Source organism: Nocardia sp. NBC_01388, assembly GCF_045040085.1.
GTDB lineage: Bacteria > Actinomycetota > Actinomycetes > Mycobacteriales > Mycobacteriaceae > Nocardia.
Window position 1 is genome coordinate 5,582,942 of sequence record NZ_CP109553.1, and the last position, 18,709, is coordinate 5,601,650.

Here is an 18,709-nt window from a genome sequence, read left to right on the forward strand (position 1 = left end):
GGTCAGCCCTCCACCACGGGCTTCGCCACGATCGGCGCCTCGCCCATGGCGGTCTCGAGAGCCTCGGTCGAATCGAGGAATTCGGCGCGCTTGTGCTCCTTGCCCTGACCGCCATGGCCACCGGCGCCGTGACCCATACCGCCCATGCCGCCGCCCATGCCGCCCATCGGCGCCGCGGTCGCGGAACCGGCGGCGATTCCGGCCCGGGCGATGGCGGCGTCGGCGGATTCGATGGCGACGGCCGCACGCGGGAACAGGCGTGAGTTGAGCTCTTTGAGAGGGGCCACTCCGAGGCCGCCGGGACCACCGCCCCCGGGCCCGCCGCCGCCCGGCAGATCCTTGGACAGCTGATTGAGCAGATTGGGCATTCCGGCCAGGGTCATATCTTTCAGCTGATCCTGGGTCTGCTGCTGTTGCTGCTGCGCGGTGGTCGTCTGTGCCGACTGCATGCTCTGGGCGGCCTGCTGCAGGGCGCTTTGCAGCTGGGACGCCTGCGAGCTCGAGTCCTGGCTCGTCGCAGCGGGATTGGTGTTCTGACCAAGGTCCGACTGATTTGGATCCGGCTGGCCGGACGTACCCGGATCTGACTTACTCGGATCGGTCTTGCTGGGATCTGTCTTGCTCGGATCCGTCTGGAGCTTCGCCTCTTTGGGGGTCAGTGCCGCGTTCGAAAGGCTCTGCAACTGGCCGCCCAGCGACGGCATCGCCGACGGACCGGCTCCGGGCGAGGAACCCGGCCCGGTCGACGGCTGACTACCCGGCCCGGTCCTGGGCTGATGGGTCGGCGGCGTCTGCAGGCTGGGCGGCGGTGCGGTGGGATCGGAGAGTTTCGGAATCGCGGTGCTGGCGTGCGGCATTCCGGGGATGTACCAGGCCTTGAAACCGGCTATCGCCACCTTGACCACGGCGTCTTCGGTGGGAGTGCCGTTCAGTTTGTCGCCGTCCCAGCCCTCGGGCAGCGCGGCCTTGGTATTGCGCAGGAAGCCGGCGGTGAAGTCCAGATTCGATGACATCAGGCCCATCTCGGTGACGAGATCATCGGCCTGGGTCTTGAACTGCTTGACCGCCGCGATCGCACCCTTGGCGCCGGCGCCGGTCCACGACTTGTCCTTCTCGAACCCCGCCATGAGGGTATCGAGAGTGTTGAAATCCCTGGAGATCCAACCGGCCATGGTCTTCCAGTCATCGCTGCGATCGGCCACCGTCTGCGGATTGATGCCGACTCCGACCTCGTAGAACCACTGGCCGCCATGGCCTGTCGGATCCTCGGCGCCGATCGCGTCGGTGTAGTGCGCGAGATCGGTCTTGCCGATGCCCTTCAGACCGCCGTATCCGCTGTTCTTGTCGAAAGCGGCATCCGCCGTCGGCTGACTCCAGGTCGGGATGGCGGCCTTGCCGTTCGGCGTCAGGTTCAGGACCGGGTAGTTGCCGTCGGAGGTCCGTTTGAAGTCGTTGAAGGCGGTGGTCGAATCCTCCTCCGTAGCGTCGTACAGCTTGCCCGCCGTCACCAGGGTGTCACCCAGCGCGTCCACCAGGGTGATGTAGTGGTCGATGATCGTGGCGAGGCGGCCGCCCTCAGTATCGAAACGGCCCGCGAGCGCCACCGCCTTCGGCAGATAGCCGTTATCGCTGAAACCCTTGTGCTCCTTGACCACGAAGACCCACTGCTTGGTCATGGTCAATGAGTGCGACAGGTCCGCCGCGTAGCCGGCGGCCTTTGTCGCCGCACCCTTGTCGAGTGTCAGCGTGCCATCGTGCGCCGCCTGCGCGGTGCCAAGCCAGGGGTTGACGGATTCGGTACCCATGTCCCGCTCCTAACTCGTCCAACTCGTCGAATGCACTTCGGACTCCGGCAGCGGGTCCGGGTCGGTGCGGATCAGGCCCGCCAGGGTCAGCTGGTAGTGCGCCTCATCCAGATATGCTGCGGGACCGAATGTTTCGGCCAGCAGGGCGCGGGTGATATCGCCTCGCTCGGCGGCGGCGACGAATTCGGCTATCGCAGTGCGCTGTTCGGGAGTGGGGTCCTCGGCCACCAGGCCGGCGATCACATCGGAGACCGTGGTCGAGGTCCAGATACCGGGCACCGCGGCGGCGAGATCGGCCGCTGCCGGAGACTCGCCGCGATACCAGCGACCGCGCTCCCACCAGTAGCAGAAACTAAGCAGACCGCCTGCGGCGCGGGCGTTCAACACCGAATTCGCGACCCACTCCGGCGCACCCGAGTACAGCTGCGGCAGCGGCGCTCTGCCGTTGTAGGCGGCCGACAACTCCGGGGCGTCCCACACACCTCCCGAAAGCACCGCGCGGCCACCCGGCAGGAGGTACAGCGAAGAGCCGGAGCGGCGGGAGCCTTCGAACCAGCCGAAGGACGGCAGCGCACGCGGACCCCAGTCCGAACCGACCGCGACGAAGGCCGCAGCGATGGCCGACCAGCGCGCCCAGAGCAGCGGGAGATCCGGGAAATCATCCTGCGAGAGTGTCGGCAGCACACCGGATTCGCGATCGGCGCGAGCGGCGACGGCCGCCTGCTTCGGAGTGCGCGACTGCCGATTGTCGTGGCGCACATAGGCGCCCAGCCAGGTGGGCAGGACAGCGCGCGGGTGAGCGCCGAGGTCCGCGAGATAGTCCTGCGGGGCGAAGAGCTGATCGTCGGGGAAGGGCTCGTCGCCGTAGTCGTGGTCGACGGTCAGCTCGCCGGTCGTGGTGACCGACAGCAGTAGGCGCCACCACGGACCGTCGCCCAGCTGGGCCGCGACCCCACGATGCTCCGCGACCAGCGAAAGTACTTCCTGCGGCGGGGAAATCCGGGCCTGTCGCTGCTGGTCGTCGTGGAAGACCACGTGGGCCAGGCTGCCGGTGACAGTCAGCGAGAATGCGGCATCCACGTGGTGCCAGCCCTCGGGGGCGATCGACATCAGTTCGCGCGCAATACGATGCGCCAATTGCCTGGACTGCTCGGCGGGATCGATGACATCGGTGACGACGCCGTCCGAGGAGATATTGAAGCCGACATCCGGGACGGATTCGAGGTCCGGGCCGACCGCGCCCGGAGCGGCGGTGCTGGGATCCTGTTCACCGGTGCGGGTTTCGCTGGCATCGTGCGACGTGGTCATGGGCGATCGGCTCCTCTCGGGGGTCGTCGTCTCCATGCCCCGATGCGCGGCATCGGGCAGCCAGTGCGCACGTCCATCCTCCTCGGCTGTCGACTAACCGACTGCCAGCATCACATATCCCGGCCGACCGTGTGGTTGCTGAATCCGGAAATATCGGCGAATTCACGACGCGACGATGCCGCGCCGGGCCGGGCGGAAAGTGTTCTCCGACTTCACCTCCGGTGCGAATCGTCCCGCTTCGATCGGTAGCCCGCTAGTCCGGGTGCTCCTGCTGCTCGCGGGCGTTTTTGCGCTGTTCACGCTCCTCGAACCACTTCTCCATGTCCTGCTCCCAGCGCGCGGCATTGCTGCCGTCGAGCTGGCCGGCGAGGGCCTGCCGCGCGGCCTCGACCATCTCGGGGGTGACGTCCGGATAGGCCTTGAAGATCGCCCACAGGGCGGTCTGGGTGTCGTCGTCGAGGCCGGTGGCGCTGCGGGGGCCCTGCCCTGCCAGCACGTCCGCCAGCACCTGGTCGAAGTTCTCCCGCAACTCGTCGTGGCTGGGATAGCCGTCGCGCACGTCCGTATCCTCCCTCGTTGCTTGTCAGCATCACATATGCCGGATGACCGTGGGGTGACCGAAGTCGTAAGAATTGGCCAACTCACCTCGATCACCCGAAGATGCCCGACCTGCGGGCCGGGTCGGCGAGCACGTCTCGAATGAGCATGCCCAGATCCGCGTCGGACGACACCGGGCGGTACCGCACCTCGCAGTGGGGGCGGGCCTCCACCCGCACCGCGAATCGATGGAAATCCCTGGTGCGCTCCCAGATCGCGTCCGCGCCCAGACGATCCACCGGGAACACCTGGTCCGCGACGCGCAGCACCAATCCGTACTGGGCATCGCGGTAGAGGATCACGGGCACGCCGTCCATATCTCCGTAGACACCTGCCATCGAGCCACCGCCCGGCGGAGCCGAGCGCATCGTGCCCGTCGCAGGATCGAAGAGCGCGCACTCGCCGAACCCGGAATGCGAACGCAGATACAGCTCCCCGCCGCTGTTGGCCGGACCGGAGGCGCGCGGGAACCGCTGCCGCGGCTTGGCTCCGTCACCGTTGCCATGGCCGGGTGCGCCACCCATCGGCGGCGCACCCATCGGTGGCGCGGCCGTGGGCTGGTTGCCCGGGCCGCCGGCTGCGGAGGCTGGACCACCATCCGAGGCGAGTCCGCCCGACCCGTCCGGCGCGAATCCGTGCGGCGTGCCTGTCCCGTCCGGCCCGGAGGCGTAAGGGCTACCCGGTCCGTGCGGCGCGCCACCGTGCGGGCCGCTGCCGGGGCCATCCGGCGAACCGTGTGGCTGTTGTGGCACAACATCATTCGGCCAGGGTGAGGTCGGCGGATGGCCGCCATCATTCCACGGCGCACCACCGCCGGGGGCTCCCCCGGACGGGGGCTGTGAACCACCGGGTGGCCAGGCGCCAGGGGGCGAAACCGGTTGGCCGGGTGGCCAACCCGGAGGAGGGTACGGGGAGCCAGGCGGGCACGGCTCACTCGGCGGGGACGGCGGCACAGGCGGCGGGGGAACCGTCGGCGGTACAGGTGGAACCGCCGGAGGCGCAGGCGGAACCGTCGGGGGTGCGGGCGGAACCGTCGGCGGTACAGGTGGAACCGCCGGAGGCGCAGGCGGAACCGTCCGAGGCGCAGGCGGTTTCGGCATGGGAGGGGCCGACGGTGCCGGATTGCTCGGCGGTGCCGGGGTCGGCGTGTGTGGGGGCGCCGGGTTGGGCGGCGCGCTCGGGGGCGGCGGGATTGTCGGGGGTGGGGGCGGGACCGGGGGCTGCGGCTGCTGCGGGCCGGGCACCAAATCCGCAGGCGGCGTCCACGGATACGGCTGTTGCGACGGCTGCGGAGTGTAGTTCGGGAAGTTTGTCCGCAGGTTGTGCGGCACGATCGGCATATGTGAGCGCTCACGGGCGAAATCCCGCAACCACCGCGGATCGTCACCCGCCCCGGCGTCCTCGGCCCGCGCGGCTCCAACCGGGCCGGAATCGTCGGCCCGGCCGCGACCACGCCCAGGCAACGGCTCCGCGCCGGTAGTCGGGGCGGGCGAGGGGCCCTGGGGCGGAGGCGGATTCGGGTGTAGCGGGCCGGAACCGTCGGGGCCGGGGGGTGGTGGCGGTTCGGAGGCGGGGCCGGATGAGGGGGGTTCCGGGGGTAGGAGGTCGACTACGGTGACGGTGCCGTCGGGGGCGAGGTGGATCTGCTGGTAGTGGACCGAGATGCCTTGGGCGGCGAGGGTGGTGCGCAGATTTTCGTCGAGTACGGCGCTTGGGTCGGAGAGTGGGCTGACTACCAGGACCTCGCGGTCGGCGGCGAGGAGTCCGACGCCGGGGGCGAGGTTGGCGGCGCCGGCGCGGGTGAGTACGTCCTCGGCTGCCAGCATTTGCGCGCGGGTCATCGCGTCGACGGAATCGCGGTGCGACTGGTGGTAGTCGCCGAAGTGCTGGGCCAGGCGCGCACGGAGTCTGGTCAGTTCCGCCATGCGCTGCTGGGCCTCGTCGCGCTCCTCGAAGTACCGCACCATCTGTTCCTTGGGAACGTGGGCGCGGTTCATGATCTCGTCGATGCGGGTCGCCTCGGCGGCGAGCCTGGTGTTGATCGCGGCCTCGAGGTCGTGCGCGCTCATGCCGCGCGGGTCGAGGGTCGGGTCCAGGGTGCGGGCCAGGTCACCGGCTGCGGCCAGCGCAGCCTGCGCGCGCTGCTCCTCCAGCTGCCCCTGCTCCGTCAACCGGGCCGCAATATCCGGGGTGGTCGGCTCGTGCGTGTGGGCGGGCCCCGCCGCACGCCAGCCGCCGGACTCCGGAGCCGGCCCCGCTCCGGCCTGGGCTCCAACCTCGGCCCCGGTCCCGGCAGGATCGGCGCCGGCCTCCAGTCGACCACCCGCTGACTCGCTCGGGTCATGCTGAGCCGCAACAGGATTCGCACCAGCGTGTTCGGACTGGCCGAGACCCGCACCCTCGGCACCAGCATTCGCAGCCGGATCGACAAAGGGTTTCAGAGATTCACCACTCGGATCGCCGGGGTCGGTGCCCGATTCCTCAGCCCCCACAGGCGTCTCAGGCGTACCGCCGGTCGGGCCGTCCCCGGCAGGGCGAGGACCCTTCGCGTCCTGACCAGGACCGTCCCCGCCTGGTTGCCCAGGGCCTACATGTGTTTCCGGTGCGCCGCCGGTCGGGCCATCCCCCGCGGGGTGAGGACCACTACCGTCCGAGCCGGAGCCATCCCCGTCCGGACCGGAGCCATCCCCGTCCGGGCCGGAGCCATCCCCGTCCGGACCGGAGCCATCCCCGTCCGGACCGGAGCCATCCCCGTCCGGACCGGAGCCATCCCCGTCCGGACCGGAGCCATCCCCGTCCGGGCCAGGGCCATCCCCGTCCGGACCGGAGCCATCCCCGTCCGGGCCAGGGCCATCCCCGTCCGGACCGGAGCCATCCCCGTCCGGGCCAGGGCCATCCCCGTCCGGACCGGAGCCATCCCCGTCCGGGCCAGGGCCTTTGGGGGGCGGCGACGTGGGGTCGGTGGGGCGGGGGATGTTTTCGTCGACCCAGGTGGCGAGGTCTTCGGCGCGGTGGAGGTTTTCGGCGGCGGCGCGGAGGTCTTCGAAGGCGGTGCGGCTGCCGGGGGCGTTGGATAGGACGGTTTCACCGCGGAGGGTGTCGAGGGTGGCGTCGAGATGTTCTGGGGTGAGGTCGGATTCGGCGACGCGGTTCAGGCCGGTGGCGGCGCGGAAGTCGGTGATCGCCTGCTTCAGGGCGGTCTGGGCGGCGTCGCGGGCGAGGGCTGCGGCCTCGTGGGGTGAGACGGCGGCGCGATCGGCGGCGGACTGTAGCCGATCTACCTCGGTTGACCAGCGGTCGGCGGCGGTCTGTGCCTCGTCGACGCGGTGTACGGCTTCTCGGAGGGCGTCGGTGTGCGCCTCGAATTCGGCGGCGCCGGAGGGTTTCGGTTCGTTCAGGACCGCATCGCGGGCGGCCTTCGCGGCATCGAGTTCCCGCTGGGCCGAGGCGGATTCGCGGCGGGCGGTATCGAGTGGGGACTCCGCGGCGCGAGCCTGCGACTGAGCCTCGGCCTCGTGGCGGGCGATCAATTCCTCGATCTGATGCACCCGCACGGTCGCGTCGTGCAGCCGATTGATTCGCGGGGTGGCCGCGGCCTGCTCATCGGGAGTTCGGGCGTGCTGGGCGGCCTCGTCCAGGGCATCGCGGAAGTGTTCGGGGGTCAGGTCGGATTCATTGACGCGGACACCGCTCATCGCCTGTTTGCGGTCGCGCACCGCCTGGTCGTGCTCACGGCGCAGGGTGTCTATCGGAGCCTCGCCCGGCCGCGCGCCGGCCGCGAGCGAGCGATCCAGCTCCCGCTCGGCCACTCGAACGCGTTCCTCGGCGGCGTGGTAATCCTCTGCGGCAGCGCGTAATTCGGCTATCCGCGCCTCGTGGCTGGAGCGCAACGCCTCTGGGACGGGCAGCTGCTCGAGATGTTCGAGCGTGGACGCCAGCCGCTGCGGCGTCAGATCCTCGGGGCGAATCGGACGGCCCGGAGCCGCCTCCAGATGCGGTGCGTGCGCATCGGGTTGCGTGACCCGGTTCAGTGCCGCGTCAAGACTGTTCCCCGCGTGCTCGAAACCGGTTCGCGCGCTGTCGAGTTGGGCGGCGGCAAGGCTCGGACGGGCGGGCGGAAGCTCCGCCTCGAGTGGCGCGACCGCCTGGTTGTAATGCTCGGAAACCTGCTTCAGCGCCTCGATATCGGCAGCGCGCGCACTGACTTCGGCGCGCAGGTCCTCGATCGTCTGCTTGGTGTCCTCATCCGTCGGGCGTTCGAATTTCTCGATCTTGCCGTCGAGATAAGCCTCGTAGGCCTTGGTCTTCCGTACCGGATCGTCACCGAGCTCCAAACCCTGCAGCCGCGCCCACACCGGCCCGTCCTGGGGCGGTTCGTCCACCCGCGGCGCCTCGCCCATCAGGTCGGGAGCGAAGCCGCGCAGGTGATTGGGCGCGTCCGGATCGTGAATGGGCAGCTCGCCCTCGGCAATCCGCGGATCCGACCTCGGGTCGAATTGGAAATCGTTGTGGAACGGATCCAGATTGCCCAGGGTGCGTGCGTATTCGGTCAGCGCCGCAAGCAGTTCCGGCCGCTCCAGGGACCGATGCAGCAGATCGTTGATCGCTCGCAGTGTCGCCTTGGGGTCGGCGGATTCGGGATCCGCTTCGAACAGATCCGCCTTCTTGTTGTACTTTTCGCCGTATAGATCCTCGGGCGCGACACCGAGACGCTCGGCCAGCTTCGCCCGCGCCGCAAGGGCGGCATCGAGATTGGGTTTGCCCAGCGCCTTCGCGTACGCGAGCAGATCCTCCACCGCCTGCAGTCGGCGCACATTACGCACACCCGGATCGGCCATGGCCGCGGCCATCCGCTCGGGCGTGAGCTCGGCGGGATCGAGCCCCAGCCGGTGGGCCAGTTCCTGCAGCGCCTCATTGAGGCCGTGGAACCCCTCGATCTTGTCGCTGCTCTGGATGAAGTCGGCCATGCCCTCGATCTGGGCGGCACGCAGGGCGTTCTCGTGCTGCATGGCCTTGATGGTCGCGGCCAGCTCATCCGGGGACAGATCGTCGCGGTAGACGAGCAGCTTCTTCGCCAGCGCATTGCGCTCGGCGAGCAATTCGTCGGCTGAGCGCGGGGAGGTGTGCGGCTCCGCGGCTGCCACCGGGCCGGGCGCCGAGGGCTCGGGCATGCGCCAGGGTGCGGCCGGATCGCCGCGCAGCATGGTGGCCGGGACCCGCTCACCGTTCAGGTCGAGCTCGTGGAAGCGCACCTCGGGGGTCGGCTCGCCGACAACGTGCAGGTTGCCGAGCTCGTCGAGCTTGACCGCGCGGAAATCCAGTGCGAGGCGGCCGTCGTTGAGCTGGTGACCGATCTCCGGATGCTCGGCGAGGAAGGTGGCCAGTACCTCCGCGTGGTCGGCACCGCCCCGAATCACCGTCAGGCGGGGCGGATCACCGGCGAGAATGCTCACGCTGTCGTCCAGGGTCACGCCGCCGTGCTCGTCGACCCAGGATCTGGCGACATCATCGGCGATGCCGTTGGCCGTCGCGCGCACCTGGTCGTCAGCGTTCACATAGTCGTCGACCGCGTGCCGGAAATCGACCACCTGATCGGCGTGCTCGCGCACCGCCATGCGCAATTCGGCGAGGGTGTGCGGCAGTCGTTCGGGAGTCAGTTCGTCCAGGCCGACACCGAGCATCTGCGCCCAATTCGACCGTTCCTCGCGAATCTGGTCGCGCATGAGGGCGCGGTCGAAGAGGATGCCCTCCTTGCGCGTCGACATCTCCTCGGGAGACAGGCTGTCGAAGTGGCGTGCCGGATCGCCACCATTCGGCTTGCTCTCCCACTCGAGCGCAGTGACCAGCGGATCGTCCTTGCCGATCAAACCGATTTTGCGGGCCAGTTTGCTGATCGCCCATTCTTTTCGAGTCGGATCGCTGTGCACCAGCTCACGCAGGTAACGGCCCAGCGGATCCTTGTCGAAGAAGTTCATCTCCCTGCTGTAGGGAACACGACCGTCCTGGAGGTTGTAGCTGCGCGCGGCATCGGCCAGTGCTTCCACCGCGCCCGCGCGGCGCATCATCACGTAGTTCGCTCTGTCGACGAATTTGCGCAGTGTTTCCGGGTCGGCCGTAGTCAGGTCGATGCCCTGTCGTGCAGCCTGTTTCAGCACCTCCCGCAGGGCGTCGTCGCGGATGTCGAGCTGATCGGCGAGCGCCTTCGGCAGCACCTCGCGGGTGCCGGCCGAATCATCCAGATGCGGCTGGGGCTCTGGATCATGCTGTCCGCCAGGCAGTTCGGCGGGATGCTCACCAGTTGTCAACTCGGGCAAGGGCGGACGCTGTGCGACCGCCGCCGGATCCTCGGTGGGGGCGAGTGCGGGCGGTTTCTCGACCGGTCGAGCGGAGGGCGGATCCTCGTTCGAGATACCCGCTGCGAGCAGGTCCGCCGCCGCCCGCGCACGGGTGGCCGGGTCGACCTCGCTGAACCACGGCTCGTACTCGCCACCGTCCCTGGTGCGCATCGGAACAACCTCCGACGTCACGTTCGCGATCTTGGCGGTGAGCCGGTTGACCAGGGGAAGATCCTCGCGCGCCTTCCAGAAGGTCGCGAATTCCTTGGCCAGGCGAGACGGGTTGATATCGAGTTCGTGCAGGAAGTCGTTGTGCAGCCAGCCGCCGATCTCGTGGATGATCTGCTTCTGGCCGGTGCCGTCGAGACCCGAGCCCGAGGCGTATTTCGGGTACTGATCGTGGAATCCACCCCGGATGAATTTCCAGAGTCGCTGTAGGAACGGCGGGCGCACCGGCTCGGTTTTCGCCGGAACCCGATCGCCGGGCAGGGACGGGCGGGTGGCGGGCTCGAGATGCTTGACGCCGTTCTCGTCGGTGCGCACCGTGACGTGGACGCGCTCGCCGTCGGCCTCCAGCACCAGATGCTGCGGGCCGGACGGGTCGGGGGTGTGGAACGTGACGGCCATGAGATCCGCGACATCCGCTGTGCGGCGGAGGGTTTCATTGCGCAGATCGGCCAGCGTCTGCTCGCGCACTCCGGGAGCCAGCAGATCCGGATCGACGCGCAGCAGGCGTGCCCACTCGTCGCGGATCTGCGCCAGCTGCGCGCGCTGTCCAGGATCGGTCGCCGCGTCATGGCGGGCGGAGACCTCGTCCAGGGCCTCGATCGCACCGGCGCGCAACATATTCCGGTACTGCAGCTCGCCCGCTGTCTCCGGTAGGCGTTCGGGCGAGATCTGCTCATCGGACAAGCCCAGACGGCGCGCGATGTCCTCGCGAAGCTCATCCATGGTCAAGGCACGCGGGGCGGCATCCGCATTGTGGGCCGGATCCGACCACGGCTCCAGCGGCAGACCGGCATGCTCGTCCGGGGGGCGAGAAGCATTGCGCTCCAGCGCCGGTCGGCCCGCCGCGGCCTCTGCTGCGGCGGCGTCGTTCAAGCGGTCGGCGATACCCAGGTCACGGAGCTCGGCCTCGGTCGCACGCAATTCGTCGGGATCGACCTCGTTCCGCCAGTACTCCTCACCGCCGTACCGCTCGTCGAGGGAGAGCGGGTCGAATTCCTCCGGATTCCGCATCGACGCCGGTGGACGACCGGTGTCGGGGTCACCGAAGAAGCCACGCGCCCTGGCTATTTCGGCCAGTTCCTGCAGCGACGCCAGGGCGTCCGGACGCCGGTTCAGCGCATCGGACAGACCCAATGCGTCCGCCAGGCGGGCCAGGTACTGCAGCTCCTCCGGCGTGCGCTGATGGGCATTGTGCTCCAGCGGCGCTTTCGCCAGGAAGTCCAGCACCGCCCGCAGTGTGGGCGACACCTTGGCCGGATCCACCGAACGCGGGCCCGACTCGTCCGGCGCGCCCTCTCCCGCAGGAGCAATCTCCGCGGTCGGCGCCTCCGACGCGGGCACCATCTCCCCGCCCGGGGGCGCCTTCTCCTCGGCGTTCGCGGCGTGCACCGGGTCCGGCGTCTGCTCGGCCGCAGGAGCCTCGTGCTCACCTGCGGGCTTCGGCTGCCCTGGCGGCGTGGACTTTTCACCTTCGGGCCCGGCGTTCACACCCTGCTCGGCCGCCGGCTTCTCACCCTCGCCGGCGGGCGGAGTGTTCCGGCCGTCCGGTGCAGGTGTCTCGTTCTCGCTTGCGGGCGTTGACTTTTCGTCGCCAGGCTCGGGCTCGGGCTCGCTGCTGCGGGGCGGAGCGGGGGGCTTCTTTCCGCCGTCTCCGGCGCCGTCGGCGGCTGGTGGGAGTTCACCCTTCGGAGCGGATGCGTTCGACTCGCCGCCCTGCACCGGTTCCGCACCGGCGGTGAGGCTTTCGGATGCGCCTGCGGCGGGGTCTTCCGGGCGGCCGCCGGCCATCTCCCAGAGGTAGTCCGCGCGCTCGGCGGAGATGCGGGCGAGTAGGTCCGCCTGCTCGGCTCGGAGGCGGGCCTCGTAGGCCTCCGGTGTGCCCGGCACCTCGCGGTCGGCCAGATCGTGGAGGTAGCGGGCATCGTTCGCGTCCGCCCGAGCCGAGATGTCGGCGTGCTCGGCATTCATGCGATCGATCCAGGTGTCCGGATCGTTCGGGTCCGACGCGCGGCGCATGAGCGGCTCGCTCGTCTGGTCCTCCGGCTCGACCCTGAGCTCCGGATTCCCGGCGCCGTCCGTCTCCGATCGCGACTCGTCCGACGGGTCATGGCCGGGAGACGGTTCGGTGTGCTCGCCCGAATGGTCCAGGGAGGCAGCCGGATCCACGTTCGCGGCGTCATGGGGAGTCTCGGGCCGGGGTGCGGCCTCCGGGCCACGGGCGCCGGGGGGCTCGTGGGCATCGGCGGGATCACGGGCGACCGCCGGGCCGGGGCCTTCCGCTGTGTCACGAATGCGGAGGGGGGCTCCGGGAGCGGAGGGGTCGGTTCGGGGGCGGGTCGATGCGGCGTGGTCGGCGAGGGTGTCCACGAGCAGTTTGTGCAGCAGCTTGGAGCCGTCACTTGCATTGGCGCCGTTGAGTTCTACGTCGGTGAAGGCCTCGGCGAGGGCTTCGGGGCGGTCGAGCATGCCGTGCTCGTCGAAGCTGTATCCACTGAGCTCCTGGCGCATCCAGCGGGTGAAGCCGCCTTTCAAGCTCTTGTCGGCCATGTGGTGGTCGAGCAAGACGGAGAGGGCTTCCTCGCGGGCCTTGCCCTCGGTGGTGAAGTCGATGGCGTGCGCGAACTCGTGCACGATCGTCGAGTAGACCGGACGGTCGCCGGAGCCGGGCACCAGCTCACCGTCCTGCTCGTTCTCGGTGATCCGGGTGGCGAGATGTTCCGGATCGAGGGCGAACTTCCTGTTCAGGATGATGTTCCGGGCGCGCTTGTTCCCCGAGGCATCGCGGATGGCGTTCGCCTCCGCGAAGGTCCTGTCCCCCAGATTGTCGATGCGGATCGACATCAGGCGGGTAGCGGGGTACTTCTTCATCATGTCGTCGATGGCTCGGGCGAACTCGCGGAGCACCTCGGGATGGATCGCCGGGTCGAAGCCGTAGGCCTGGATACCCCAGCGGTCCTTGAGCGTCTTGACGATCTCGTCCGCGTTCCGCGCCGACCATTCGTCGTCGTGGCTGGACGTCCAATCAGGCTTGCGGGACGGGGATTCCGGGACGCCATCGCCTGCGGGCCGCTCGCCGGGCGGGGTCGCGCCGTCGTGAGCTGCCAACGGAATGTGCTCGGATCCATCGGAGAAGACCGGCTCGAGCGAGGGGCGATTGCCCTCGGATCGGCGCGAGTCGCCGGGCGCGGCGTCATCCCTCCGGGCTCCGGCGGGATGGGTCTGCTCGATCGGAGGTTCGGCCGCCGGGCGAACATCGCGCGCTTGCTGCGGTTCCGGGCGCGCCTCGTCGGGTGTCCGCGCGCTGCTGGGACGGGTATCACTCGCAGGGCGCTCCCCCGGGCGCGATGTCTCGGGCTGCGGCGACCGGTCGGCGGGCTTCGGCTCAGCGTCCGGCAACCTCCGCTCGGCAACAGAGGTGTCGTCTCGCGGCGGGGAATCATCCTGCGGCACAGCCTCATCGCGCGGCACAGCCTCATCGCGCGGCACAGCTTCATCGCGCGGCACAGCCTCATCGCGGGGCACAGCCTCATCGCGCGGCAGCGTCTCATCGCGCGGCAGCGTCTCGTCACGCGGCACAGCTTCATCGCGGGGCACAGCCTCGTCGCGCGGCACAGCCTTATCCGGCAGTCGGGATTCGTCGCGTGGCGGGGCCTCGGCCGGATCAGAGTCGTTCGGTCGCTGATCATTTGGATGGTCAGCATTGGGATCGTGCTCGGTCGCCGACGGGTCCTCGGGGTGAGGTTCGTCAGGATGGGGGCGCTCGTCAGGAAGGTCCGATGCGGGGTGGTCGGGCTTCGGTTCGGTGAAGGTGGTGTCCTCCGACGGGAGGCGGTCGGGGTGAGGCTCGGCGGCGTCGGGGGCGGGGCGGGGCTCGGCGACTGGTTCCGGGGACGGGAGGCGGGAGATTGTGTCGGCGGGGACGTGGTCGGCGGATTCGGGGTCGGGGCCGAATCTGGTGATCTCGTCCATGAGGTGCCAGTAGAGGACCTTGGCGGGCTCGGTCGCGGCTTCGCCGTTGTACTCGACATCCGTGAAGGCCTCGGCCAGCGCCTCGGCCTCGTCGAACCGGCCGTTCGCATCGAAGCTGTAGCCGCTGAGCTGATTCAGCCACTCCCGGTATTTGTCCTGGAACTCCTGCGCGTCCATGGTGGGGCGGGTGCTCTCGAAGTGCTCGCGCAGGGCTCGCTCGGCGGTGTGCCACACCTCCTGCGCCTCGGCGTCGAGTGCGTGCGCGTACTCGTGCACGATCGTCGAATACACCGGGCGCGCAGCCGAACCCGGAACCAGGTGGCCGTTGGCCTCGGCCTCGGCCTCGGCGATCGTGCGAGCCAGCGCCTCGGGATGGGAGGCGTAGTGCAGACTCAGCGTGATCTTGCCCGCGCCGAAGCGGAGATAGCGTTCCGCGCCGACATATTCACGGCGCGGCCGGTGGTAGGCGAACGTATCCCGGTCGGGTATCGCCTCGATCGAGACGATCTCGAGATTCCTGCCGTCCGGGTAGCGGCCCATCATCTCGTCGATCGCGCGGGCGAACTCACGAACCGCCTCCGGGTCGACACCGGGGAGTTCGAAGCCTCGCACGTCCAAGTTCCAGCGACGTTCGAGCTCCTCTTTCACCTCGCGAGGATCCAGGCCCGACCAGTGATCGTCCGGGCGCGGCGACCAATCACGCGGTGCGTCATGGTTACTCGGCGAGCCGTCGTGCCCGGCCGGTGACGGCGCGGTGTCGGACGGGCGCGTGGCCGGATGCTCCACCACGGGATCCACCGGCACCAGCGGTACCAACCCGGCGGAAGGATCCGTACCCCAGTCGTCCCCGCCGAAGTACTCCGGACCTTCGTCATCGTGCTTGCCGCTCGAGTGCTCCCGGTCGGGGGCGCCGGTGTGCTCCGGCGCTTGCGCCGGATCCGTGGGACGAGAGTCCTTGGGCCGCTGATCCTCCGGATGCGAATCTTCGGGCCGCTGATCCCCCGAACGCGAATCCTCGAGCCGCTGATCCCCCGAACGCGAATCCTCGAGCCGCTGATCCCCCAAACGCGAATCCTCAGGCCGCTGATCCCCCGAACTCAAGTCTTCAGGCCGCTGATCCTGCGGCTTCAAGTCCTCGGGAGGCGAGTCCTCCGGTTGCAGGTCCTCGGGCCGGTGATCCTCCGGCCGCAGGGCTTCAGGCTGCGAGCCGTCGGCTCGGGGCTCGGTGGGGGCCGAAAGTTCCTCGGGATGTGAATCTTCCGGGACGCGGTCGGGCGCGGCGGGATCTTCGGGGCGCGGGTCGGTGAGTTCGTGCGGCTCGGCCGGGCCGGATTCGCGGGGGGCCAACGGATCTGGGTGCTGGCCGCTGGCTGCGGAGTCCTCCGGACGAGGCTCGCCGGAGGGCGTATCGGCCGGATTGCTGTTGTCGGCCACTGCTTCTTCGTCGTGCGGCGCGCGCGGTGGTTGCTGTTCGTCGGGGCCGGGTGCGCGCGACTCCATGGGGTCGCGCTGCGGTTCGGGCGTGTCGTCCGCTGGCGGATCATGCGGGAGGGAACGATCCGTCGCGGGCGCGGACGGGTCTGCGATACCGGCGCGCGGGGGCTCGGGCTGCCGTTCAGCGGGCGGGGATTCGAGCTGCCGTTCGGCGAGCGAGGACTCCGGCTGCCGTTCGGCGAGCGACGACTCCGGCTGCCGTTCGGCGGGCAGGAACTCGGGCTGCTGTTCGGCGGGCAGGGATTCCGGCTGCCGTTCGGCGGGCAGGGATTCCGGCTGCCGTTCGGCGGGCTGAGACTCCGGCTGCCGTTCGGCGGGCTGAGACTCCGGCTGCCGTTCGGCGGGCTGAGACTCCGGCTGCCGTTCGGCGGGCTGAGACTCCGGCTGCCGTTCGGCGGGCAGGGATTCCGGCTGCCGTTCGGCGGGCTGAGACTCCGGCTGCCGTTCGGCGGGCAGGGATTCCGGCTGCCGTTCGGCGGGCTGAGACTCCGGCTGCTGTTCGGCGGGCGGGGTGGGTTCGGCTGGGTCGCTGTGGATTCCGGGGTGGGGGGCGGAGCCGTCGGAGTTGGGTGCGCGGACGGGTGATTCGGGTGCCCGGGGTTCGGATTGCACGCCGGGTGCGGGGTCATGGGCGGATTTTGTTGTGGTCGTGTCGATTCCGGCCTTGGATTCACCGATGCCGGGACGCGGGGAAGCGCTGCCGGCGCGGGGTGCGGTCGGATCGGATACGGCGGGGGGCCTGGTCGAGTCCGGGCGTGGGGGCTCGGGAGCGCGGGGTGGGGGCGAGGTACGGGAGGAATCGGGGTTGGCGGCGGGGGCTCGGGATTCGGGGGCGGGGGTGCGCTGATCCGCAGGAGCCGCGGCGTGATCGGGGCCGCTCGGCGCGACCACCGGGGCTTCGGCCAGGAGGGGGACTCCCGCACGGGATTCCGGCACGGCGGCGACAGGTGCTGGGGAATCGACGGCGGGGGCGGATGAGTGCGGGGCGGCGGCGTGCGAGCCGCTCCCGTCTGCGGATACGGAGGTCGCGGGCTCCGGGTCGGCCGCGTCGCGGGGGGCGTTGGAATCAGCGACAGGCGTGATCTCGGGGGCGGGCTGGGCGGCGGGCGCGCTGTTCGAGTTCTCCGCGGGCTCATCCGGGGCCGGCTGCGCCTGGGGGGCGGCTTCCGGCGGGGCGGACGCGCTCGCGGGTGACAGCGTCGGGCCGGCGCCTGCCGGATCGGTGGCGGGGCCAGGCGAACCGGCGGGCGCCGAAACACCGGAATTCATACCGGAAGTGCTCGCACCGCCCGAGTTCCCATCGCCGGCATTCTGCGACACCACCGGCTGCGGCGAGTCGGCACCGTTCCGCGAAGGTTCGGGCTGATGACCATTGCCCGCGTTGGCAGGTTGAGAGTCCGCGGGCTGATGGCCAGGACCCACGTTGGCACCGGGCTGGGAATCCGCAGGCGGATGCGCGGCACCCACGTTGGCACCGGGCTGGGAATCCGCAGGCGGATGCGCGGCACCCACGTTGGCACCGGGCTGGGAATCCGCAGGCGGATGCGCGGCACCCACGTTGGCACCGGGCTGGGAATCCGCGGGCGGATGCGCGGCACCCGCGTTGGCACCGGGTTGGGAATCGGCGGGTTGGTGTGCCTTGTCCCCGTTGGCATTCCCGGGATCGGGGGCTCCGCTGCGATGCGTGGTGTCGTCGCCGGCGGTGACGGTTTGCGGGTCGCCCGGCTTGGATGGGTTGCCGCCATCGGAATTGCCGGCGTCGCCGGACCTGTGGTTCGAGTCGGCGCCGGGGGCGGTCTGGGGATCGCCGGGTTGGTGACCGCCGCTCGAAGCGCCCGGGTCCCCGGAGTGGACGCCGCCGGAACCGTTCAGGTCGCCCGCATGTGTCTCGTCCGGAGTGCCGGAATGGGTTCCAGTGGTATTGAGGGCTGCGGGGTCGCTCACCCTGGGGTGTGTGCCGTCGCCCAGTGACAGATCCCCGATGTGGGGCGTCGTGGCCGGACCGTGGCCACCGAAGCTGTGTGCGCCGGCATGATTCAGCGAGGAGACGGCGCCGGCTCCGAAACCCGCCGTCAGCATGCGCGGATCGAAGTGGGTGTTCTCCAGGTTCTTCACGGCATCGCTCAGGCCGTGCTGGGCGACGTCGAAGCCGAACTGTGTAGCCGTCCCGCCGACGAATCCCGCACCGGCGCCGACCAGTCCGGAACCGGCGTGCGTCACCAACTGGCTGAGCAGGCCGGTCATGCCCCTGGAAGCCAGTTTGCCGCCCAGCCATTTGCCGAACGGACCCGCGACCGCGCCGCCCGCGCCCGCGCCGACCGCGGTGACCGCCGTCTGCTCCCAGTTGATCCCGCTGCGGTGCCCCTGCAGCACCTGGATCTCCTGAGCGCCGAGATCCTGAACAGTGCCGATCGCCATATTGAGCGCGACGTGCCTGAGCAGGAACTTCGCCAGCGCCGGACCGACCAGCTTGGTCAGGGCGCGCTCGATCGCCGCCGTGGCATCCCGGGCGATGACGCGCACCGCCACCCGCCCGGACGCCACGGCTATGGCCTCCTCCTCGGGAGCCGTCGGCGGAAACGCCCACACCGCAATCATTTCCGCCGCCAGCCAGGCCAGCGTCGAATAGAACATGATCTTCGTGTATTGGATCTGGGTGCCGCTGTCGTAGGTCGAATCACCGACCTGATCGAAAAACCCCGCCAGATCGACGATCGAGGTGTTCCCGTCGGCGCTGGCCTGACCGCTCAGCAGGTCGAACGCATTCGACATCGCCTGGACGCCATCGCCGTCCGGATAGGCGGCGAGCGTACTGGACTTGGCCTCGGCGATGGCGTCGAGCAGATTGCGCAATCCGTCACCGCCGGTGTGCCAGTCCTGGGCCAGAGCCCACATCTGGTCCTCATTGCCCTGGGGCCACTCCATGCCGACCAGGTAGCCCAGCCACTCGAGCCCGGAGGGAAATTCCATCAT

The 18,709-nt window shown here is 69.7% G+C and carries 4 protein-coding genes; all 4 read right to left on the minus strand.

Annotated elements, in window-relative coordinates:
- Positions 1–2: 2 nt before the first annotated feature.
- A complete protein-coding gene (locus tag OG716_RS27230) occupies positions 3–1,805 on the minus strand; it encodes a hypothetical protein (RefSeq protein WP_405133508.1) in 1,803 nt (600 codons plus the stop codon).
- A gap of 9 nt (positions 1,806–1,814) precedes the next feature.
- A complete protein-coding gene (locus OG716_RS27235; RefSeq protein WP_405133509.1) occupies positions 1,815–3,113 on the minus strand; it encodes a hypothetical protein in 1,299 nt (432 codons plus the stop codon).
- A 253-nt stretch (positions 3,114–3,366) separates the two neighbouring features.
- The gene (locus OG716_RS27240) at positions 3,367–3,672 is read right to left on the minus strand and encodes a hypothetical protein (RefSeq protein ID WP_355124430.1); all 306 of its coding nucleotides are present in this window, start codon (positions 3,670–3,672) and stop codon (positions 3,367–3,369) included.
- Positions 3,673–3,763: 91 nt separating this feature from the next.
- Positions 3,764–18,709: a hypothetical protein gene (locus OG716_RS27245; RefSeq protein WP_405133510.1), complete on the minus strand. Its 14,946-nt coding sequence runs from the start codon at positions 18,707–18,709 to the stop codon at positions 3,764–3,766.